Genomic DNA, 21,029 nt, shown 5'->3' on the forward strand with positions numbered 1-21,029 from the left:
GTCGATGCGTCCGCCTCCTCGACGAAGAGAACCATGCAGACTCACGGACTCGGATCCTGGCTCCCCCGCCGCCGTCTCAGGAACCCCGACAAGACCGCGCTGATCCACGGCGATGGGCAGCAGCTGTCGTACGCCCAGCTCGCGCACACCGCAGAGCAGATCTCCGCGATCCTGGCCGAGCACGGCATCCGCGACGGCGACCGCGTCGCCTATCTCGGTGAGAACAGTCCCGAGTTCCTCGCGACGCTCTTCGGCACGGTGCGGATCGGGGCCGTGTTCGTCCCGATCAACACCCGCCTGGCCGCTCCCGAGATCCGCCACGTGCTGGCCGACTCCGGCGCGACCGTGCTGCTGCACGACCCCGAGTTCACCGACAGGCTGGCGCCGGTGCTCGAGACGCTGGACGTCCAGGTCGTGCAGACGGGAGCATCCGGTCGCCACGGCGCCTCCGGGCTCAGCCGCCTGCTCGCCACCGCGCGCGAGGTGCCGGCTGCGGTGGAGACCTCACCGCAGCATCCCGCCGCCATCGTCTACACCTCCGGCACCACCGGGCGGGCGAAGGGCGCGGTGCTCACCCACGGCAACCTGACCGCCGTCGCTCTCAACTGCATCGTGGACTACGACGTCGACTCGAACGACGTCGCCCTCATGATCTCGCCCCTCTTCCACGTCGCCTCGCTCGGCATGGGGGCGCTCCCCGTGATGCTCAAGGGCGCGACACTCGTGCTCGAGAAGGGCTTCGAGGCCGGTCGCGCGCTCGACCTGATCGAGCAGCACGCGGTGACGATGATGTCGGGCGTGCCGACCACGTACCAGCTCATCGCCGACCACCCGTCGTGGTCCACGACCGATGTGTCGACCCTGCGCCGGCTGACGTGCGGCGGCTCGGCCGTGCCGTCGCGCATCATCGAGGCCTTCGAGGCGCGCGGCCTGGCGTTCACCCAGGGCTACGGCATGACCGAGACCTCGCCGGGCGCGACCTCGCTGTCGCCGGCGATGACCCGCGCGAAGGCCGGGAGCGTGGGGCTGCCGCACTTCTTCACCGACGTGCGCGTCGCCGCGGAGGACGGCTCGCCTGCGCCCACGGGCGAGATCGGCGAGATCCAGATCTGGGGCCCGAACGTGTTCGCGGGCTACCACGGGCTTCCGGATGCCTCGGCCGCCGCCTTCACGCCCGACGGCTGGTTCCGCTCCGGCGATCTGGGCCGCCTCGACGAGGACGGCTACCTCTACATCGCCGACCGGCTCAAAGACATGATCATCTCGGGCGGCGAGAACATCTATCCGGCCGAGGTCGAGAACGTCCTCACCGGGCTCGAGGGCGTGACCGGCGCCGCGGTCATAGGCGTCCCGGACGACCGCTGGGGCGAAGTCCCGATCGCCGTCGTGACCGTGCGCGACGGTGTCCGCGTCGACACCGACACCGTCCGCGCCGCGCTGACCGATCGGATCGCGCGCTACAAGATCCCCACGCGTGTGATCGTCGTCGCCGACCTCCCCCGCACCGCGTCGGGCAAGGTGCGCAAGAACGACCTGCGCGAGCGGTACGGCGCGGGCTGAGACCCGGGTCTCGCCTCAGCGCTCGAACACGACCTCTCCCGCGACCACGGTCACGGCGGTCTGCAGCGACACGATCGCCTCGGCGGGGAGGGTGAACGGGTCCGCTGTCGCGACCGCGATGTCGGCGCGCTCACCCACCCGGATGCGGCCGGGCCGGCCGAGCACGAGCTCGGTCGATCCGTTCGTGTACGCGCTCAGCGCCTGGGTCAGCGTCAGCGACTGATGCTCGGCGTCGAGGGTCGGCGGTGTCGCGCCGGGGGGCAACGGCGGCGCCTCGATCCCCGGAGGGAGCGGCGCCCAGCGGTTGACCACCACGTGGATCGCGAGCCACGGGTCGGCCGGCGACACCGGCCAGTCCGAGCCCATCGCCAGGTCGGCCCCGCCATCGGCCATCGTGCGGAAGGGGTAGCCCTGCAGCATCCGCTCCTCTCCGATCATCTCGACGACGAACGGGTCGGGTGCGGCCCACAGTCCCTGGATGTTCGCGGTGATCCCGAGCGGCCCGAAGCGCCGCGCGTCGTCGGGCTGCACCATCGACAGGTGCGCGACGTGATGGCGGCGTCCGGCGCCGTTGGCGGCGCGCGCGGCTTCGATCGCGTCGAGGGCCACGCGGATGCCGCGATCGCCCATGATGTGCAGGTGCAGCGCGAACCCCGCGGCGTCGAGCTGGAGCACGAACTCCCGGATGGTGTCCTCGTCGAAGTGCAGCTCCCCCGTGAAGCCGTCGTGGGTGTGGTTGGAGTACGGCTGGAGGAGAGCCGCGGTCTCGCCGTGCGGAACCCCGTCGATCATGGCCTTGGCGGTGCCGGTGTCGAACCCCGCGGCGGCGTTCTGCTCGCGCAGCTCGACGAAACGCGCGACGAGTGCCGGCACGCCCTCGCGCTGCAGACCGGGCGCGATCCACAGGGCGCCGGAGGTCTGGTCCTTGAGCGTGCCGTCGGCGATGCCCCGAAGGAACGCCGGGGTGCAGTCGGCCTTGCCGTTGTACTCGCCGAGGATCGCCTCATGCCAGCCCGTGATCCCGAGCGTCCAGAGGTGCTCCTGCGCGTTGAGGAGCCCCGCGTACATCGCGTCGTCGGTCTCGGGAGGGATCACGCGCCCCACGAGCTCCGCCGCGGTCTCGTTCAGGTAGCCGACCGGATCGCCGTCGTCGTCGAGGTGGATGTGGCCGTTGTGCGGCTGAGGGGTGTTCCGGTCGACGCCGGCGAGCTCGAGCGCCTTCGAGTTCACCCACAGCGTGTGGTGGCCGTTGTCGCTGAGTGCGACGGGGCGGTCCGGCACGATCTCGTCGAGCTGCTGCCTGGTCGGCAGCGGGAAGAGCTCATGGCTCCAGCCGCCTCCGGTCAGCCACTCGGCGTCGCTGCGCTGTGCCCCTTCCCGGATGAGGCTGAGGGTCTCCGGCACCGTCGTCGCCGGCGTGAGGTCGATGCTCAGCCGCTCGACGCCCGCGAACACGGCGTGCGCGTGCGCGTCGACGAAGCCGGGGTGGATGAGCCCGCCGCGCGCATCGATCACGCGGGTCGCGGCATCCGCTGTGTCGCGCACGTCGGCGTCCGAACCGACGCGGAGGATGCGGCCCGCGCCGATCGCGACCGCGGTGCTCGACGTGAGCGTCTTCCCGTCGAAGACGCGTCCGCTGACGATGATGGTTTCGGCGCTCATGGCTTTCCTTCGGCGATGTGGAATCGGTGGGGAGGGCGTCGGCGGTCAGACGAGCCGGAAGACGCGGATGACGACGTGCCCCGGCTCGGCTCGGGCGTACCCGACGAACTGGGATTCGGTGAGCCACTGCAGCTCGGGGTGCTCGGTGCGGAAGACGAAGGCGGTGCGGTAGTAGAGCTCCTCCTCGCCGACGTCCTCGCCGGCGAGCATCCGCTCGAAGGTCGCGGCATCCGTCCGCCAGATGCCGCGGTTCACGACCTCGACGCCGGCGGATCCGCCGGTCACCTCGGCCTCGATGACGTAGCGCGCGTCGAGCGTCACGGTGAGGCCCCGGCCGTGCCACCAGTCGCCGCCGCTGTCGAGGATGCGCCCCCGCAGCCGCGGGCCGTCGAACGTTCCACCCGACACCCGGGCGAAGTGGAGTCCCTCGCCGGGAGTCGAGCCTCCGAGCGGAACCTCGTCGTCGACGGCGCAGCGCAGCTCGAAGCAGTACTCGAAGGCGGGGGTCATCAGTTCGGCGGTCATGGGACTCTATTCACTCGGGGACGACGGCACTGCTGCGGGTCACGGTCGGAAGCGACTGGGTCCTGCCGAGGCGGCGGCGCTTCGGCGTCCATCCTTCCCGAGGGATGGAGTCCAGCAGCAGACGGGTGTACTCGGCCTGCGGGTCGTCGAGGATGTCGGCGGCCGTGCCGAACTCCTCGATCCGCCCGGCGCGCATCACGACGACCTGGTCGCACAGGCGGCGGATCACCGTCAGGTCGTGCGTGATCATCAGCAGCGCGACACCGGTCTCACGACGGATGCTGTCGAGCAGGGTGAGGATCTCGACCTGCGTCGTCACGTCCAGCGCCGAGACCGCCTCGTCGAGCACGAGCAGCACAGGGTCGGCGGCGAGCGCGCGCGCGATCGCGACGCGCTGCCGCTGCCCACCCGACAGCGCACGGGGCCGGACGTCGAGCAGCGCCTCGTCGAGCCGCACGTGCGCCATCAGCTCGCGGATACGCGCGTCGACCTCCCGCTTGTCCGCCCTGCGCCGGTGCACGCGGACCGCTTCGGTGAGGCACTGCCGCACGGTCTGACGCCTGTCGAGCGACTGGTACGGATCCTGGAACACCATCTGCGCGATCTTCGCCCGATGGCGGCGGTCCCGTCCGCTGCGCGCGGGGACGCTCCAGTCCTCGCCGCCGACCGTGATCGTGCCGCTGTCGGCGCGCTCGAGGCCGAGGAGCACGCGCGCCGTCGTCGACTTCCCCGAGCCGGACTCGCCGACGATGCCGAGCGATCCGCCCGCGGCGAGCCGCATCGACACGCCGTCGACGGCGACGAGCGTCTCACGACCGCGAGCGGCGCGCACCTGGTACGACTTGCGCAGATCCTCGATCGTGAGGATCGGCGCCTCGGCTGCGGCATCCGCTCCGATCGGCGTGCCCTCGTCGAGCGCCGCCGACATGAGGAGCTTCGTGTACGGGTCCTTCGCGTCCTGCCGCATCGTGGCGGCCCGCAGGGTCTCCACGATCCGCCCGTGCTGCATGACGTTGACCCGGTCGCAGACGGCTCCGGCCAGCGCCAGGTCGTGCGTGATGAACAGGAGCGAGAGGTCGCGGTGCGCGCGCAGATCGGCGATGACCGCCATCACCTCTTCCTGCGTCGTCACGTCGAGGGCGGTGGTGATCTCGTCGGCGAGGAGGATGTCGGGATCCATCGCGAGCGTCGCCGCGATCATCACGCGCTGCAGCAGGCCGCCCGACAGCTCGGCGGGGAACTGCCGCATGCGCCGCGCGGGATCGGTGATCCCCACCTCGTCGAGAAGCTCGCGCGCGCGTCGATCGGCGGTCGCGGCCTTCACCCCCGCGACGTGGACGAGCGCCTCCGTCAGGAAGTCGCCGATCGTCCGCAGCGGGTTGAGGTGCGCGCGCGGGGTCTGGAAGATCATGCCGAGCCGTCGCGCGCGCACGTCACTCAGCGCCCGGGTGCTCATCGAGCCGATGTCCTGCCCGTCGATCCTGATCGCGCCGGCCGTGGTGAAGCCCTCGGGAAGCAGTCCCGCGACGGCGCGCACGGTCAGCGTCTTCCCCGAGCCGGACTCGCCGACGAGGCCCACGGCCTCGCCGCGCCCGACCGTCAGGCTGCTGCCGAACACCAGCTGCCTCGGCCCCGGCGCGAAGATGTCGAGATCCTCGATCTCGAGCACGGCATCCGTCATCGCTCACGCTCCTCGACCCAGATGGTGACCCTCGCGCCGATGACGCCGACGGCGAGCACGGTGGCCACGACGAAGATCGCCGGGAACACGGACTGCTCGGGCGCCCCGGCCAGGATGCTGGCCTGCCCGGCGGCGATCATCGATCCCCAGTCGGGAGCGGGAGGCTGCTGCCCGAGGCCGAGGAACGAGATCGCGGCGAGGTCGAGCATCGCGTACCCGAAGCCGACGGCCATCTGCGCCGCGACGAGCGGGATGAGGGCGGGGAGGAGATGACGCAGCAGCATCGCGGCGCTCGACACCCCCTGCACACGCAGGGCCGCGAAGTACGGCTTCCCGAGCTCGCGAGACGCCGCGGTCTGCGTGAGACGCGCGACCACGGGGATGTACGCGATGGACAGCGCCACGATCGGGGCGACGAGCCCCTTGCCGAACATCGCGACGGCCAGCACGGCGAGCACGAGACCGGGGATCGCGAAGATCACGTCGACGATGCGGGCGAGTCCGCCCGACACCCAGCCCCCGAACCACGCGGCCGTGACCGCGAGCGAGAGTCCCAGGATCGTCGACAGCATCACCACGACGATCGGGGCGAAGACGCTGGCCTGCGCGCCGACGAGCACTCGGGAGAGGATGTCGCGGCCCACGTCGTCGGTGCCGAAGAGGTGCTCGAGACTCGGCGCACCGTTCACGGGGCCGACGTAGAGCTCGTCCGCGGGGTACGGCGCGATCCACGGGCCGATGATCGCGATGACCACGATGATCCCGAAGACGACGAGCGCGGCGACGAACGTCCAGTCCTTCTTCGCGACGCGGCGTGCGACGCCGGGCACGGCGCCCTGGGCGATCTGACCGACGCTCATGCGTTCATCCCCTCGGACAGACTCGTCGGATCGATCGCGAAGCTGATGAGGTCGGCGACGGCGTTGAGCACCACGAAGATCACGACGAGCAGCAGCGACACGATCTGCACGACGGGGAGGTCGGCGCGCGCGGCGGCCTGCACGAGCAGCGAGCCGATTCCGCCGAGTCCGAACGCGACCTCAGCGATCGCCGACGCAGCGAACAGCCCCGCGATCGTGGTCCCCGAGATCGCGAGGAGCTGCGGCGACGCGTTGCGGAAGACGTGTACCCCGAAGATCCGCCGCGCCGGGATGCCGCGCACCCGGGCCGTGTCGACGTGCTCGGAGTGGAGCTGCCCGATCAGCGCGCTGCGTGTCACACGGCTGATGTAGGCGACGAAGAGCACCGCGAGCGAGATCGCGGGCAGCACGAGATGCCACAGGCGATCCCAGAACCCTTCGCCCGCCCCGTACACGGGGAACCAGCCGAGCGTCTTCGCGAAGATCCAGATCAGCAGGATCGCGACGACGAACGTGGGCAGGGCCATTCCCAGCGAGGTGAGGACGGCGACGGTGCGGTCGGTGCGGGCGCCGCGCGTCGCGGCCAGGATGCCGGACCCGACGCCGAAGATCAGGATCAGCACCACGGTCAGCAGGACGAGCTGGAGGGTGATTCCGAAGCGCGGGGCGACGAGCGAGACGACGTCGGTCTTGTACACGAACGACCGGCCGAAGTCGCCCTGGAAGACACCGCTGAGCCACATCCAGTAGCGGGCCCAGACGGGATCGTCCAGGTGATACTCGAGGCGGATCTGCGCGACGAGCTCGGGGGTCGGCTTCGCGCCGCCGGCGAGCGCCGCGATCGGGTCGCCGGTGAGGAGCACCGCAGAGAAGATGACGATGCTCGCGAGGAACAGCGTCAGCACGAGTCCGCCGAGTCGCCCCAGCAGGGTGCGGGTGAGAGCGTTCACTTCCCCTGTCCTCCTTTCCCACGCATGGTGTGTGTCATCCTGCCGGGGCCGCGGTCGCCGAGCGACGCCCGCAGCCCCGGCAGGTCGTGTCACTTACCGCCGAGGTGCAGCGCCCACGGGCTGCTGTACGCAGCGACGGAGGTGACGACTCCGGTCAGATCCTTGTTGATGTACGTGAGCTGGTAGGCGCCGGCGAGGGTCACCTGCAGGTAGTCAGGTGCGAAGATCTCCTGCGCGGCGACGAACTCGTTCGCGGCGGTCTCGGCGTCGACCGCGTTGCGGGCGGCCGTCATGTGCGCCGTCACGTCGGGGTTGTCGTACCCGCTCCAGTTGAAGATGCCGCCGAGCTGCTCGGGAAGGAGGAACAGCGACGGGTAGCCGATCACTCCGGGGGTCTCGAGGTAGCCCTGCGTCGCCACGAAGTCGACGCCTTCGCGCTTGCTCGGGTCGTAGAAGAGCGCCCCGAAGTCGGATGCCTGCATCTCGTTGATCTCGATATCGAGGCCGATCTCCTTGCCCGCGCTCTGGATGATCGCAGCGGTCTGCTGGAACTGCGGAGCCCCCGCCACCACGGCGAGCACGAGCGGCACGCTGACGTCCTCGCCGCTCTCCTCGACGAGCTTCTTCGCGGCCTCGATGTCGACCTCGGGCGTGGCGAGCGCGTCATAGCCGGCCTGGTAGATGTCGGCCTCTTCCATCGACTGGAAGGAGAACTCCGGCACCAGGGTCTTCTGCACGTAGCCGAGCCCGTTCACGACCGTCTCGAGGTACTTCTCCCGGTCGATCGCCAGGTTGAGCGCCTGCCGGATCTTCGGGTTGGCTGCGGCACTGGTGGAGGATGCCGGACCGAAGCTGTACGACGAGGTCGAATGGCCCACGACCAGCGTGCCCGCGCCGTCGCCCTCGAAGGCCGCGCGGGAGGTCGGCGGCACGTTGATGGCGCCGTCGATCTCGCCCTGCGTGAGAGCGGTGGCGAGCGTGGAGCCGTCGGAGACGAACGTGTAGGTGAGCTCCTTCACGAGCGGCGCGCCGTTCCAGTAGTCCTCGTTCGCCGTCGTGACGATGTCGCTGCCGGGTGTCCAGCCGCCGTCTTCGAGCTTGTACGGTCCGGTGCACATGAGGCCGCCGTCCGAGGTGCCGACGGCTTCGCCGACCTTCTCGCCGAAGGCCTTCTGCATGACGGCGCCCCCTTGCCCCGCGAGCGCATCGCGGAACGTGGAGTCGGGGGCGACGAAGCGCACGGTCACCTCGTTCGGTCCCGTGGCCACGATGCCGACGGCGGGATCCGGCACGACGAGGGCGAACGCGCCGTACCACTGCGAGGCGGGGTTCGTGCTCTGCTGCAGGCTGTAGACCACGTCCTCGGCGGTCACGGGGCTGCCGTCCCAGAACGTGACGTCGTCGCGCAGGGTGATCACGAACGTGGTCGGGTCGACGAACTCCGCGGTCTCGGCGATGCCGGGCTCGATGGAGAAGTCGGGCTGGAGCGACAGCAGGTTGTCGCACAGGTTGGGGATGATGAGGTTGGCCGAGTTCGCCGGGTTCAGCGTGGCCGGCTCGCCCTCGGCGATCGCCCAGGTGACCTCGTCGACGGGCTGCGTGCCCGCGGGCTGGGCGTCGACGAGGGTGATCTCGTCGTTGCCGGCGCCGTCGTCGCTGCCGCCGCCGTCTCGGGGCGCGCAGGCGGTGAGCACGAGCAGCGATGCGCAGGCGACAGCGGCTGCGGCGATTCCGATTCTCTTCATGCTGGTGTTCCGTTCGGATCGGGTGGTGCGGTTGGGTGGTGAATTCGGGTGGGGTTACTGCAGGAGGAAGACCCGGATGGCGACGTGGCCGTCGTCGTCCCGGGCCATGCCGACGAACTGGTTCTCAGCGAGCCAGCGGTGGGCGGGAGCATCCGTCTGGAAGACCGGAGCGGTGCGGAAGTAGAGCCCCGCTTCGTCCTCGGGGATGTCCTCGCCGTTCTCCATCCGAGCGAGCTGCTCGGCCGTTGCGCGGAAGTATCCGCGGTTCAGGATGTCGATCACGGCGCCGTCGTCGGCCCGGAGCAGGTAGCGCGCCTCGAGCTGCGCCGTGCCGAAGCGCTCGACGGCCCAGTCGCCGCCGCCGCTGAGCACCTCGCCGTTGAGGCGGGGACCGACCACCGTGCCGCCGGAGACGGGGGTGAAGGAGAGCTTCTCCTCGGGACCGCGGCCGATCTCGTAGTGCGGGTCGATCCGGGCGCGGATCTCGAAGACGAACTCCAGGGTGGGCTCGAGCATCACGACAGGTCTCCTTCGAGGACGGTGAGGGTCAGCGAGAAGGCGTCGGTGCCGCCGAGGACGAGGGACTGGGTGTTCGCGAGCGTCTCGCCCCACGTCCAGGGGTCGGCGCCGGTGCCGGTCTGCGGCAGGAACTCGGGATAGTCGCTGCTGCTGACGTGCACGCGCAGCCGGTGCCCGGCCTGCAGTCGGTAGCCGATCTGCCCGAGATCGAGGTCGAGCGTCTCGGGACGGCCGGCATCCCGGAGCTGGAGCTGACCGCGGGCGATGCGCAGGGCGGTCCCGTCGGGCGCGACATCCAGCAGCCGCACGAAGAAGTCCATGACCGGCCCGTCCGACGACACCCGCGCGCGGGCTGTCACGGGACCCGCCAGGTCGATGTCGGCGCCGAGCGGCGCAGACTCGAAGCGCAGCACGTCCGCGCGGTCGCCGATCGCCGCCTCGTCGGGCTTGTAGAGCAGGAACGAGAAGGCATCCGGAACGCTCGACGGGACGAGGTCGGCCGGGTCGTGCACCCAGTGCGCGGTCGCGGCCGACTCCGGTCGCGACGGCGCGAGCTCACCCGCCTCGGTCGCGAACAGCTCGACCGCGCGCGTCCCCTCCGGCGGCCACGACGCGCTCTCGCGCATTCCCGTCGTGCCACCGAGGTTCCACGCGACGCGCGGGATGTCGGCCGGAGACCCGTTCCCCCGAACGAACACCTCGAAGAAGGCGAGCGTCGGGTCGAGGGTGCGCGGCAGGAGCGCGCGGATCTGCTCCTCGCTGCGGTCCTCCACGCGATCGTCGTCGTCGTCGAGCAGCTCGAAGCTCTCGTGGTCCATCGGCTCGATGCGCAGGTAGTGGTGCGCGTCCCAGTTCGGGCGCTCCTTGATCCGCTCGACGTCGGCCCACGACAGCGGCGCGCAGTTGTCCCACCAGCCGATGGTGTGCAGCACGGGCACCGAGCGACCCGCGAACGGGTCGCCCTCCGGGAAGCGGGGCAGGTGGACCGGGCGCGGGTACCACTGGTCGTACGAGAGACCGCGGTAGCCGACCTGGGCGATGAACTCCTCGGCCTGCGCGGCGAAATCGCGACGGGACCAGTCCGGCTCCCACAGCACCATGTCGTTGTCGAAGAATTGGGTGAGCGGGTACATGAAGGTCACGCCCCACTCGACCGGGCGGGTGCGCTCGGCGCCGTCGCGACGCACCGGCTCCCCGAGCCCGGTGCCGGTGACGCGAGGCGAGATCGCCTTGAGCGCCGGATGCCCGCTGGCGGCCGCCGCCCACTGGGTGTAGCCGTAGTAGCTGTCGCCCCACATCGCGACGCGGCCATTGGACCACGGCTGCCGGATGATCCACTCGATCGTCGCGTGGCCGTCGTCGACCTCGTTGACGAAGAGCAGCGCGTCGCCGCCGGAGCGGAACTTGCCCCGCACGTCCTGCGCGACGACGCGGTAGCCGTGCTTCGTGAAGTACTCCGCGACCAGGGGGATGAAGCAGTACACGCCCGACTTGTCGTAGGGCAGGCGGATGAGCACGGTGTCGCCGGGGGTGTCGTCGGCGTCGTCGGGTGCGCCGGGGAGGTAGATGTCGGTGGCGAGGAGCACGCCGTCGTCCGCGCGAACCCGCGCCGGGAACGAGAGCGGACTCTCCGGCATCGGGGGGATTCGCACAACCTCAGGCATGTCATTCCTTCCACATCGCGGCGGCGTCGCCGGCGTTGAGACCACACGTTATGCATCGATTTCAAGTTAGTCAAGTCCGACTAGACTAGAATTAACCGCGTCGTTACAATCGCCGAAGAGGTCGTGCGTTTCCGCCGACGCCTGGCCGAGAGGAGCACCGCCGATGGCACGCCCATCCGTCGCCGTGGAGCGTCGCGAGCAGATCCTGGACGCGACACTGACCACGATCGCCGAGCACGGCATCCGCGGCGCCACCCTCGACCGCATCGCCGACACCGCCGGCATGTCCCGCGGCCACGTGCGGCACTTCGTGGGCAACCGCGACCGGCTGCTCCTCGACACCGCGGTCGCGGTGTTCGCCGACGAGAGCGGTGAGCCCGGCTCGATCCTCCCCCCGGATGTCGCCGACATCGACGGAGCCCTGGACTACCTCTTCGGTGTGCCGTTCCTGTCCCCCGACCGCGAGAACGCGGTCGTGCTGGGCCTCGTGGAGCTCTCGCGCACGACGCCCGAGATCGCCGACGTGCTCACCACCTCGTACACGGCGACCCGCACACAGCTGGCGCAGCTCGTGGCCCAGGAGCATCCGGATGCCCCAGCCGACGCCTGTCTCACGGTCGCGTACGGCGTGCTCACCTGCGCACTCGGCTCGGTCTTCCTCGGCGACTTCGACGCCGACCCGGGGCGCATGGTCCATTCCCGCGCCGCCGCCGAGGCGCTCCTCGCCTCGCTCTGACGAGCGGCCCGACCGCGCGCGGCGAGTCAGGTCCCCTGCGCGAGCAGGCAAGCGCGATGTCTGCGCCCGCGCCGAAAGTCGTCAGGATCCGGGGGTCTCACGTTCTCGAGGGACGTGCGCTCCGGCGGCGCGTCAGCCCTCGGAACGCGTCGGGCGTTCGGCCTTCACCCGCTTCTTCGCCTCCCGCTCGGCCAGCACCGGCACGAAGTCGCGGACCTTCGCCGACGTCATCTCCCCGCGGACCTCGTCCACGATCGCGGAGATGCGCTCGGGCGGGACGTCGGGATACTTCTCGGTCAGACGGACGAGGATCTCGCGGAACGCGGTGTCCTCATCGATGCCCTTCTCGGCCACGACCCCTCCTCATGCTCGGTGACCGAAGGCTACTCCGTGATGGTGAACGTGTCGCCGACGTCGCGCCGGTGACGACCGCGAGAGAGACCTCGTGCGCGTCGAGGGGCTCGAGAACGTGATGCGGGAGTCTCAGCGGGCGAGACGCGGCGAGTTCTATCGCTGTTCTGGCCGACCGAACCTTCGGGCCACCAGATTGGTCACCGCCTCGACAAGCGCCTGGTCGCCGGGCTCGACTCCCGGGTCGAACTCGATGCCTCCGCGCAGAGGAGCGGCATGGATGTCGAACAGCTTCAGGATCTCGCTGGCCCGCTCTGCGTATCCCTCGACCTCCATGGTCATCGAGACTCGCACCGGGATCTGATCGGCGATCCGAGAGATCTCGGCGGGATCGACGTCCGCGCGCTCAATCATTGAGAACCGTCCCTCCGGCGCTCATGCATCCGTCCCTCTGGGTGAGGATGTTTCCCGCGCTGTAGATCTTCCATTTCACGCTGCGGGACGAGTACTTGTAGAAGTGATCCGTCGCTGTGGGCGAGGTGTAGACCACCAGCGAGCCGTTGTAGAACTTCAGCTGCGCAGCGTTCTCTACGGCGGCTCGCACGTAGACGACTTGGCCGGTAGCGCAGGTCCGCGAACCTTGGACGGTCGTCGCGTCTGCATATGCTGCTCCACTGACGCCGTTCAGCGCAATCGCGAGCCCAACACAGGCACCCGCAATGAGCCGAAGAGGGTAGTTCGTCATCTTCTTTGTCCGTTCCCCGGGGGGATGTATCGACGAGTCTCCCCGCCGACCGCACAAGGGTCAACCACGACGCGAGGAGAAATGAGCCTCAGCGCCCGCAGCCCTTCGCCATCGTCGATGCGGGCTCTTCGACTCGCCAAGACGGGCCGAGTCCTAGCCGGAGTTCGCGACGTCACCCCGGCGAGACGTCGACCCTATAGGCAGGCTCGGACTCCATGAGGTGGACAGGCAGACGTTCGAGCGCACCGAGAAGCCGAGCGCCGATGTGTACCGGCAGGTCGTGCAGCGCTACCGGTCAGACGTCGGCGCCTGACGGGGGCCCGACCGGGCACCCACTAGCGGCTGACGAGTGCGCGGCGCGTGACGAGTCGGTTCAGTCGCTCGGACATGAGCACGCCCAGCACCACGAGTACGGCGAGGAAGAGCGGGAAGATCCACATGCCCACCCAGGCGGAGACCACGCCGAAGAGGGGTGGGGCGAAGGTGGAGCCGGTGTAGGCCGCGGCCATCTGGATGCCGATGATCGCCTGCGAGTTGCGTCGGCCGAAGTTCACCGGAGTGGAGTGGATGATGGCCGGGTAGATCGGCGCGCATCCGAGCCCGGCGAGCACGAGCCCGGCGAGCGCGAGCACGTCCGTCGGCAGCGGGACGGCCAGGAGGACGATGCCGAGGCCGACGGTCGCGAAGCCGCCGCGGATCATCAGCCTGTCCCCGACCCTGTCGGCGACGAAGCCCGCCAGGAATCTCCCGGCGGTGATGCCCAGCAGGAACAGCGCACCGAAGGCCGCCGCGGTGGCAGGCGCTACTCCGCGGTCGGCGACGAGGTACGTCGATGCCCACAGGATCGCTGTGCTCTCCAGCGCGCAGTAGGCGAAGAAGGCGGTGAGGATGAACATCACGCCGGGGATCCGAAGCGCCTGCATGAGCGGTACATGGCCGGCTCCTCGCCCTGCGGGCTCGTCGACGTCCTGATCCCCATCGGCCGCCGGGTCGGCCGCTGCCGCACCACTCGGCACGATGGGGTTCACCTTGCCCCACAGCGGGATGCTGAGGAGAAGCGCGAAGGTGAGGACCGCCTGGATGATCCCGACGATGAGGTAGGCGCTCGACCAGCCCATCCCTGACGACAGCGTGTAGCCCATGATGAACGGGCTGATCGATGCGCCGAGCCCCCAGCATGCGTGGAGCCAGTTCATGTGCCGCGCGGCGTAGTGGAGCGCCACATAGTTGTTGAGCGCCGCATCGACCGCGCCGGCGCCCAGGCCGAAGGGGATCGCCCACAGGCACAGCATCCAGAACGAGTCGCTCAGGGAGAAGCCCACCAGCGCCGCGGCGGTCATCCCGACGCTCACCGCGGTCACGACGCCGACGCTGAATCGTCGGGTGATTCGCTCGGAGGCGAGGCTCGACACGATCGTGCCGAATGCGATGATCATCGACAGGATCCCGGCGAACGCGACCGGCACGCCCAGACTCTGGTGCATGACCGGCCAGCCGGCGCCCACGAGGGAGTCGGGCAGTCCGAGGCTGATGAAGGCGACGTAGATGATCGCCAGGAGGAGCGAGTACACGGAGAGTGCGCTGCCTTTCGTCAGGACGCCTGGGCACGGCGATCACTGGTGCGCCGCACGAGGATCAGACTAACCAGGTGGAGCGGGCCGTCTCTCGCAGCACCGGCGGCACGCTCAGCCGGGATGAGGCGTCGAGACGCGTCTGACGATCGTGTCAGGTGCTCTCGCGCAGTGGCGCCTCCACGTCGTGGGTCGGCTCCGCGCGGCTCGCGGCCGTCGCCGCCGGCGCCCCGCCGATGAGCTCGGTCGCCTGACGGCGGAGGAACCCGGCATAACCGCCCGGGGTTCGCCCCACCGACCTTCCCGAGGTGATCACCTCGGCGCCGTCGTCTCCGAGGATCGCCGCCCCTCGCGCCCGGCACCGGGCGACGAGGTCGACGTCCTCGTGCTCGCCGATCGACGCGAACCCTCCCGCGCGGAGGTAGGTGCGCGCTCGCACGCCGAGGTTCGCCCCGTGGACGTTGCGGTTCCGCCTTCCCGTGGCGTGCGTCTGCAGCCATCGTTCCCGCTGGATCGGGAGGATGTCGTCGAAGTCCGGTCGCACCGTGCCCAGGTAGACGTCCGCCGTGCGGGCGATCGCGCGATGGTGGATGAGCCAATGCGCAGGCACGCGCGAATCGGCGTCGGTGTTCGCGAGCCAGATCCGCTCGGCCGGCACACCGGCGAGCGCACGAAGGCCCTCATCCACGCCGAGGCGACGGGCGCCCCCGACGCGGACGTCATGGCACTCGATCAGGGGGAAATCGAACCCCGCTGCGATGTCGCGCGAAGCATCCGTGCAGGCATCCAGCACGATCCGCACCTCGCACGTCAGGTCTGCTTCGCGGGCGGTCGCCACCGCCGAGGTGAGTGCGCGCAGGCAGCGTCCGAGCAACTCGGCCTCGTTGCGAACGGGGACGACGACGACCATCGCCTCGACGGGAAGGGGCCTCATACGAGGCCCTCGCGCTGGGCGGCCGAGAGAGCTGCTGCGGGGGCGAAGACCTCGAGCACGAAGTCGCGCTCGCGGTGCGTGAGGACTGTCTGCCACTGGATCAGCTCGTGCAGCGCATCGTGCACATCGTCGCCGGTCAGCGGGTACTCGGCGACGGGGTGACGCCAGTGGCAGGCGACCACGCAGCCCTGTTCGCTGAGGGACTCCGCCGCCCGGTGGATGAGCTGGTTCAGGTCGGACCGCGTGAGGTAGTACCCGACCTCCGACACCACGATCGTGTCGAACTCCCCCTCCGGCCAGTCGCCGGGGGCAGTGCCCTGCAGCACGGTGACGCGCGCATCGTGGTCGAGCCTTCGGCGCGTCCTCGCGACGGCGACCGCGGCGGCATCCATCGCCACCACGGTGTCCGAGCGCGGCGCGAACTCTGCCGTGAGGACCCCCGTGGCGCAGCCCACCTCGAGCACGCGACCGAGGTGCTGAGAGGGCAGCGACGCGAGCAGGATCGCTCTCTTGCGCTCCTCGTACCATCGCGATTCGAACCCCCAGGGATCGCTCGCGTTGCGGTCGTAGAAGGCGTCGAACCAGGCGGCGTCGAGCCCGCTCGGTTCTGAGCGCTCCTCGCTCTCGAGGAAGAAGATCTCCGCGTCCCGTTCGAAATGGGAGCGCATGCCCGCGTGGAGCAGCGCTTCGTCGCCGGGCTGCGGCGAGAGGGCTCGGGTCTGGGTCGGGTGGCACGCGATCGCTCGCCGCTTCAGATCGGTCTCGTCGGACCCGAGGCGGAGCGCGCGGGCTCGCGACCAGGGCAGAGAGGTCGCATCTCCCCAGTGCCACGCCCACACGGGGTACCCGAGATGACGGATGCCGCGGGGAGCGCACACCGCGGCGCAGACCTCTGCGACGATGCGGTGATCGCGGTGCCCGTCCGCCGACCACGGCGCCACGATCAGCACCCGACCCGCCGTGCGAGGTGCCGGTTCGTCGACGACACGTGCGATCTGCGCGCGCAGCTCGGCGACGTGCTCGTCGAGCCGGCCGTCGGGCAGGCCGAGGAAGCGGAGGTCGCCATCCGGTGCGACGAGCGTGACGGCGCGCTCCGTCTCGATCCTCCGCAGGTGCGCCAGCTGCTCAGGTGTGTGGCTGGGCGATGCCGGGTGCGATCGCTCACCGTCGCTGGCGACCACGACCATCACCGGGATGCCGCGCTTCGTCGCCCGCGCCATCAGCCCGGCTGCTCCGAGGGTCTCGTCGTCCGGGTGCGCGGCGACCACCACGAGAAGGTCGAGCACCGTATCCAGCTCCTCGATGTCGCGCCGTTCCAGCTCCTGCTGCCAGTACGCCTCCGGGGTGCCCGGGTCGAGATGGCTGAATCCGGCGCTCATCGCGAGATCTCCGACTCGAGCGCCAGTCGCCCCAGCCGAGCCGCGTCCCGCATGCCGTGATGCTGCCGCAGGTAGAGGTGCAGGTCGGCGACGCGCCGCGCGTGGGGCTCGTCGGCGACGAGCGGCAGCGGGCCGAGCGCGGCATCCGATTCGTGAAGAACCAGCGTCGCAGCATCCACGATGATGCCTCGGACACGCTCGGCGAGCAGGCGCATGTCGATCGCGCTGTCGCTGTCGATCAGGTCGGCAGCTTCCTTCAGCACCGCGCGGGCGGCCCAGAGGGCGGCATCCGCCCGGCCCAGATGGACCATCGCCGCCTGGTCGGCCCGCTCGGAGGCGGCCGCTCCGGCGAGCGCGTCCCGCAGCTTCAGAGCTCCGCCCCACCAGCACGCGGCGACCGACATGCCGCCCCACGCGAATCCGGGTCTGCGCAGATACCATCCGCTGTCTCCGACAGGCACGGCGGGAGAGCGCGCGAAGTCGACCGGTGCGCTCACGATGCCGGGCAGTCCTCGCGCAATCCAGGGTCCGCCATGCACGACGACGCCTTCTGCTCTGAGCGCGACGGCGAAGAGGCGCCGTTCCTCTCCGACGAAGGCGGTGACCAGTGCGTGCGAGAGGTGCGCCGCGAGTGAGCACCACGGCTTGGTGCCCTCGAGGATCCACCCGGATGCCGTCTCGCGCGCACGAACCTTCAGGCCCGCGCCTTCGGCCGCGAAGACGCCCCACGAAGATCCGGCATCGACTCCGATCGACCGCAGCCGCCAAGGATCCCGGTCCGAAGCGAGGTCCGTCCCGGCCTGCGACAGGATTCCGAGCGCGTCCAGGTGCGGTTCCAGGATGCGCGCTGACGCGACGTCCTGAAACGCGGTGTGGGCGAGAAGCTCCCAGAGGGCCGCCGTCGCACCGCCTCCGGAGAGCGGCGCGGTGCGCCCGACCTCGACGCACCACGCGAGCGCGGCCGGGACCCCGGCACCGGCGCGACCGCCGCCGTCCGGTGGGATCGGCATCGACGTTGTGGCGCGGGATGCCGCAGATGCGGAGAGCGACACGTGCGACGTCGTCGTGACTGCGGGCAATCGGGACCTCCTGTCCGCGACGCTAGACGGTCCGCCGACCGCGGCAGCGGGGCTTGACAGGGAACCACCCGGGTCCCCGCGGCCCGGCCGCCTGCGCGCGCGGACTAGGAGCGCTCGAGCTTCGGGTCCGCGTCCGGGTCGTCCGTGTCCGGGTCCGGGGCGTCCGCGTCCGAGGCGTCCGCGTCCGAGGCGTCCGCCATTCCCGGCCCGGGCCCGGGCCGGACAGCGGCTGTGTCCGCGATGTCGATGCGGGGTGCGCTGCTCCCCTTCGACACGACGATGCGGGGCGCGGCATCCGCCTCTGTCGAGTTCTCCGCTCGCAGGAGCTGATCGCGACGCTTGTCGTCGGCGCTCATCTCGTCTTCGGTCGATTCCGTCATGGCTCCAGACCCCCGCCTCTTCCTCGTCGTCGGACAAGTCTCGAAGAGCCCGCGCGGATGGGGCAGGGCATTGACCGGGCCGCCTTCGTCTGGCATGGCGACCGGCCACGGGAGAACGGCGGCGGCTACTGCCTCGCCATGGCGATGCGCAGGCGTTCGTCGGGATCGATCAGATGGTCGTGACCGTCCTCGCCGGTATCGATCTGCACCCAGCTGATCTTGCCGGTGAAGCGACTGTCCTGCGCTGTGTAGTCGGCGCTGACCGGAGTGCCGGACTCGTAGCCCACGTCGGTGGTCTCGTCCGCCGAGAAGATCATCGGCTGCGTGGCGCCGACGCGTCCTTGGCCGACGGCGGCACCGTCGTAATACAGGGTGACGTCCCCTCCCTTGGCAAGACCGCCGCCGTCGTAAGCGAACTCCGCTCGCACCTGGTGCGTGCCGGCGGCCAGGACCGTCTCGGCCGAGGTGGTGAACTGATGGATGCCCAGCAGGTTGTATACGAACGTCGCCTTCCCGCCGTCGAAGTAGAGGCTCCATCCTCCGAAGCGGCCGCCCTGGGCGATGATCACCCCTTCCGCCCCGCGCTCGGGGACGTCGATCTCCGCCGTGACGGAGAAGGACTTGTTCTTGATGCTGATGACGCTGTTCTCCGACAGTCTCCCCATGCCGGGGAACAGGAGCTGAGATGTGCCGTGGATCAGGGTCGGCCGCCCGGCCAGCTCCGGGTTCAGCCGTTCGGCTCCTCGGTCATCGATCGGCAGCACGTTGTACTTGACGGCTTCGATCAGCCACAGTCGTTGCAGCTCGTGCAGCTTCTCGGGTTGCTCGGCCACCAGGTTGCGGGCCTGGCTGAAGTCGACCGTGCCGTCGTAGAGCTCCCACACGTCGTCGTCGAACGCGGCGAGCGCTCCGCCCGTCATCACCCAGGGCGTCCGGTGCTTGGTGACAGCGCTGAGGCCTTGGAAATAGATCCCGCGGTTGCCGAACATCTCGAAGTACTGCAGGTCGTGACGCTCCGGCGTCGACGGCTCGTTGAAGGAGTAGACCATGCTCGTCCCCTCCATAGGCGACTGCAGCACTCCGTTGACCATCGTCGGCTCCGGGAGCCCGGCCACCTCGAGGATCGTCGGCGCCACGTCGATGACATGGCTGAACTGGGTGCGCTGACCGCCCCGCTCGGAGATGCCGGCCGGCCAGTGCACGATCGTGCCGTTGCGGGTGCCGCCCCAGTGCGAGGCGACCTGCTTCGTCCACTGGAAGGGCGCGTTCATCGCCCACGCCCATCCCACCGCGTAGTGGTTGTAGGAGGTCGGTGAACCGAGCTCGTCGATCTTGGAGGTCAGGAACTCCGGCGTCTCGAGCGCGGCCATCCCGTTGAAGTTGGCCATCTCGTTGAAGGCGCCGTTGATCGTGCCCTCGGCGGACGCGCCGTTGTCGCCGATGATGTAGTAGATCAGGGTGTTCTCGAGCACCCCGAGCTCATCGATCGCATCGATGACCCGGCCGACGTGGTGGTCGGTGTGCTCCATGAACCCGGCGTAGACCTCCATCTGGCGCTCGAGCACGGGCTTCAGCTCGGCGGGCATGTCGTCCCAGGCCGGGATCTCGGCGTGCCGTGGAGTGAGTTCGGTATCGGCCGGGATGACCCCGAGCTCCTTCTGCTGGGCGAAGGTGCGTTCGCGCTGCGCGTCCCAGCCCTCGCTGAACTTCCCCTTGTACTTGTCCGCCCACTCCGGCGGCACATGGTGCGGCGCGTGCGTGGCCCCCGGTGCGAAGTAGACGAAGAACGGCTTCTCGGGCATGAGCGCCTTCTGGGTACGGATCCAGCTGACAGCGCGGTCGGCGAGGTCCTCCGTGAGGTGGTAGCCCTCTTCCGCCGTGGCGGGCGGCTCGACCGGCGTCGTGCCGTCGTACAGGGCTGGCTCCCACTGGTTGCTCTCGCCCCCGATGAAGCCGTAGAACGTCTCGAACCCGCCGCCGGCCGACGGCCACGCGTCGAACGGACCCATCGGCGACGACTGCCACACGGGCACCTCGTGGCACTTGCCGAACTGGGCTGTCGAATAGCCGTTCAGCTTGAGCGTCATCGCCACCGGAGCTTTGGTGTTCGGGCGGAGGGAGCTGTTGCCCGGAGCGGATGTCGCGGTCTCGGTGATGCTGCCCATCCCGACGGAGTGATGGTTCCTGCCGCTCAGCATGGCGGCGCGGGTGGGCGCGCACAGCGCGGTCGTGTGAAACCGGTTGTACGTGAGTCCGCCCGCCGCCAGCTTCTCGGCGTTCGGCGTGTGGCAGGGTCCTCCGAACGCGCTGGATGCCCCGAATCCCGCGTCATCGATCAGCACGATGAGCACGTTCGGCGCGCCCTCCGGAGGGAGCAGCGGTTCGATCGGCGCGTATGAGGTCGCCGGATCCTTGGCGTCGTACGTCGTCAGACCCGGCGCCGAACGGTCGGGAATGGGCAGCATCGTGCGTGCATGACGGTCAGGATTCATCAGCGTTCCTCTGCTCGGGATGGATGTCCGCGCCTGCACGGTAACGCCGCCACCCCCGCGACGCGTCATGCGATCGGGGTGATGCCGCTGGCGAAACCCGCGGCGCAGGTCGACGCCTATCGCGCCGTCGGAGGAACGCACCGAGCTCACGTCGGCTGCGCCGGCCGTCCCCGGCGACGCGCGACGGCCCCGCGAC

At 69.8% G+C, this 21,029-nt stretch carries 19 protein-coding genes; 2 read left to right on the plus strand and 17 right to left on the minus strand.

The annotated features are described in order from the left end of the window. Window positions 1–33: 33 nt before the first annotated feature. Window positions 34–1,560, plus strand: a complete 1,527-nt coding sequence (menE, locus tag OL358_RS04130; RefSeq protein WP_264708669.1) for an o-succinylbenzoate--CoA ligase — start codon at window positions 34–36, stop codon at window positions 1,558–1,560. Between the two features lie 15 nt (window positions 1,561–1,575). Here the strand turns inward: menE and OL358_RS04135 are convergent, their stop codons facing one another. The 8 genes from OL358_RS04135 to OL358_RS04170 form a co-directional block, all read right to left on the minus strand. Then, on the minus strand, window positions 1,576–3,222 hold the full coding sequence (locus tag OL358_RS04135; RefSeq protein ID WP_264708670.1) for an amidohydrolase: 1,647 nt from the start codon (window positions 3,220–3,222) through the stop codon (window positions 1,576–1,578). 45 nt (window positions 3,223–3,267) lie between these two features. After that, complete coding sequence (locus OL358_RS04140; RefSeq protein WP_264708671.1) at window positions 3,268–3,747, minus strand: DUF3237 domain-containing protein; 480 nt, start codon at window positions 3,745–3,747, stop codon at window positions 3,268–3,270. Between the two features lie 10 nt (window positions 3,748–3,757). Continuing rightward, window positions 3,758–5,428, minus strand: a complete 1,671-nt coding sequence (nikE, locus tag OL358_RS04145) for a nickel ABC transporter ATP-binding protein NikE (RefSeq protein WP_264708672.1) — start codon at window positions 5,426–5,428, stop codon at window positions 3,758–3,760. After that, window positions 5,425–6,288, minus strand: a complete 864-nt coding sequence (locus OL358_RS04150; RefSeq protein ID WP_264708673.1) for an ABC transporter permease — start codon at window positions 6,286–6,288, stop codon at window positions 5,425–5,427. The genes nikE and OL358_RS04150 overlap by 4 nt, the downstream gene beginning before the upstream one ends. Next, window positions 6,285–7,238: an ABC transporter permease gene (locus OL358_RS04155; protein ID WP_264708674.1), complete on the minus strand. Its 954-nt coding sequence runs from the start codon at window positions 7,236–7,238 to the stop codon at window positions 6,285–6,287. The genes OL358_RS04150 and OL358_RS04155 overlap by 4 nt, the downstream gene beginning before the upstream one ends. Before the next feature lie 89 nt (window positions 7,239–7,327). Then, entirely contained in the window at window positions 7,328–8,983 is a 1,656-nt protein-coding gene (locus tag OL358_RS04160) for an ABC transporter substrate-binding protein (protein ID WP_264708675.1), read from the minus strand. Between the two features lie 54 nt (window positions 8,984–9,037). Then, on the minus strand, window positions 9,038–9,499 hold the full coding sequence (locus OL358_RS04165) for a DUF3237 domain-containing protein (RefSeq protein ID WP_264710233.1): 462 nt from the start codon (window positions 9,497–9,499) through the stop codon (window positions 9,038–9,040). Further along, the gene (locus tag OL358_RS04170) at window positions 9,499–11,139 is read right to left on the minus strand and encodes a CocE/NonD family hydrolase (RefSeq protein WP_264708676.1); all 1,641 of its coding nucleotides are present in this window, start codon (window positions 11,137–11,139) and stop codon (window positions 9,499–9,501) included. The genes OL358_RS04165 and OL358_RS04170 overlap by 1 nt, the downstream gene beginning before the upstream one ends. 190 nt (window positions 11,140–11,329) lie before the next feature. Between OL358_RS04170 and OL358_RS04175 the strand changes: the two genes are divergently transcribed. Then, the gene (locus OL358_RS04175; protein ID WP_264708677.1) at window positions 11,330–11,902 is read left to right on the plus strand and encodes a TetR/AcrR family transcriptional regulator; all 573 of its coding nucleotides are present in this window, start codon (window positions 11,330–11,332) and stop codon (window positions 11,900–11,902) included. Window positions 11,903–12,034: 132 nt separating this feature from the next. Here the strand turns inward: OL358_RS04175 and OL358_RS04180 are convergent, their stop codons facing one another. From OL358_RS04180 to OL358_RS04220, 9 genes are all read right to left on the minus strand, one after another. Next, entirely contained in the window at window positions 12,035–12,256 is a 222-nt protein-coding gene (locus OL358_RS04180; protein WP_264708678.1) for a three-helix bundle dimerization domain-containing protein, read from the minus strand. Between the two features lie 153 nt (window positions 12,257–12,409). Continuing rightward, complete coding sequence (locus tag OL358_RS04185) at window positions 12,410–12,667, minus strand: hypothetical protein (RefSeq protein WP_264708679.1); 258 nt, start codon at window positions 12,665–12,667, stop codon at window positions 12,410–12,412. Beyond that, window positions 12,660–12,857, minus strand: coding sequence for a hypothetical protein (locus tag OL358_RS04190; RefSeq protein ID WP_264708680.1), 198 nt, complete (start codon window positions 12,855–12,857; stop codon window positions 12,660–12,662). The genes OL358_RS04185 and OL358_RS04190 overlap by 8 nt, the downstream gene beginning before the upstream one ends. A 476-nt stretch (window positions 12,858–13,333) precedes the next feature. Then, window positions 13,334–14,569: an MFS transporter gene (locus OL358_RS04195; protein ID WP_264708681.1), complete on the minus strand. Its 1,236-nt coding sequence runs from the start codon at window positions 14,567–14,569 to the stop codon at window positions 13,334–13,336. A 154-nt stretch (window positions 14,570–14,723) separates the two neighbouring features. Beyond that, window positions 14,724–15,503 (minus strand): glycosyltransferase, encoded by a 780-nt coding sequence (locus OL358_RS04200; RefSeq protein ID WP_264708682.1) that lies wholly within the window; start codon window positions 15,501–15,503, stop codon window positions 14,724–14,726. Beyond that, window positions 15,500–16,882 (minus strand): bifunctional PIG-L family deacetylase/class I SAM-dependent methyltransferase, encoded by a 1,383-nt coding sequence (locus OL358_RS04205; protein ID WP_264708683.1) that lies wholly within the window; start codon window positions 16,880–16,882, stop codon window positions 15,500–15,502. Before OL358_RS04205 ends, OL358_RS04200 begins: the two co-directional genes overlap by 4 nt. Beyond that, window positions 16,879–17,961, minus strand: a complete 1,083-nt coding sequence (locus tag OL358_RS04210) for an acyl-CoA dehydrogenase (protein WP_264708684.1) — start codon at window positions 17,959–17,961, stop codon at window positions 16,879–16,881. The genes OL358_RS04205 and OL358_RS04210 overlap by 4 nt, the downstream gene beginning before the upstream one ends. A 104-nt stretch (window positions 17,962–18,065) precedes the next feature. Continuing rightward, entirely contained in the window at window positions 18,066–18,341 is a 276-nt protein-coding gene (locus OL358_RS04215) for a hypothetical protein (RefSeq protein WP_264708685.1), read from the minus strand. A 125-nt stretch (window positions 18,342–18,466) separates the two neighbouring features. Beyond that, window positions 18,467–20,833, minus strand: a complete 2,367-nt coding sequence (locus tag OL358_RS04220) for an arylsulfatase (RefSeq protein WP_264708686.1) — start codon at window positions 20,831–20,833, stop codon at window positions 18,467–18,469. Window positions 20,834–21,029 lie beyond the last annotated feature (196 nt).

It is taken from the genome of Microbacterium sp. SSM24 (assembly GCF_025989145.1).
Classification (GTDB): Bacteria; Actinomycetota; Actinomycetes; order Actinomycetales; family Microbacteriaceae; genus Microbacterium.

Bases quoted from the DNA above. Each gene is read 5' to 3' on its own strand.
- menE (WP_264708669.1), top strand. From the start codon at position 34: ATGCAGACTCACGGACTCGGATCCTGGCTCCCCCGCCGCCGTCTCAGG.
- OL358_RS04135 (WP_264708670.1), bottom strand. From the start codon at position 3,222: ATGAGCGCCGAAACCATCATCGTCAGCGGACGCGTCTTCGACGGGAAG.
- OL358_RS04140 (WP_264708671.1), bottom strand. From the start codon at position 3,747: ATGACCGCCGAACTGATGACCCCCGCCTTCGAGTACTGCTTCGAGCTG.
- nikE (WP_264708672.1), bottom strand. From the start codon at position 5,428: ATGACGGATGCCGTGCTCGAGATCGAGGATCTCGACATCTTCGCGCCG.
- OL358_RS04150 (WP_264708673.1), bottom strand. From the start codon at position 6,288: ATGAGCGTCGGTCAGATCGCCCAGGGCGCCGTGCCCGGCGTCGCACGC.
- OL358_RS04160 (WP_264708675.1), bottom strand. From the start codon at position 8,983: ATGAAGAGAATCGGAATCGCCGCAGCCGCTGTCGCCTGCGCATCGCTG.
- OL358_RS04165 (WP_264710233.1), bottom strand. From the start codon at position 9,499: ATGCTCGAGCCCACCCTGGAGTTCGTCTTCGAGATCCGCGCCCGGATC.
- OL358_RS04170 (WP_264708676.1), bottom strand. From the start codon at position 11,139: ATGCCGGAGAGTCCGCTCTCGTTCCCGGCGCGGGTTCGCGCGGACGAC.
- OL358_RS04175 (WP_264708677.1), top strand. From the start codon at position 11,330: ATGGCACGCCCATCCGTCGCCGTGGAGCGTCGCGAGCAGATCCTGGAC.
- OL358_RS04185 (WP_264708679.1), bottom strand. From the start codon at position 12,667: ATGATTGAGCGCGCGGACGTCGATCCCGCCGAGATCTCTCGGATCGCC.
- OL358_RS04200 (WP_264708682.1), bottom strand. From the start codon at position 15,503: ATGAGGCCCCTTCCCGTCGAGGCGATGGTCGTCGTCGTCCCCGTTCGC.
- OL358_RS04205 (WP_264708683.1), bottom strand. From the start codon at position 16,882: ATGAGCGCCGGATTCAGCCATCTCGACCCGGGCACCCCGGAGGCGTAC.
- OL358_RS04215 (WP_264708685.1), bottom strand. From the start codon at position 18,341: ATGACGGAATCGACCGAAGACGAGATGAGCGCCGACGACAAGCGTCGC.
- OL358_RS04220 (WP_264708686.1), bottom strand. From the start codon at position 20,833: ATGAATCCTGACCGTCATGCACGCACGATGCTGCCCATTCCCGACCGT.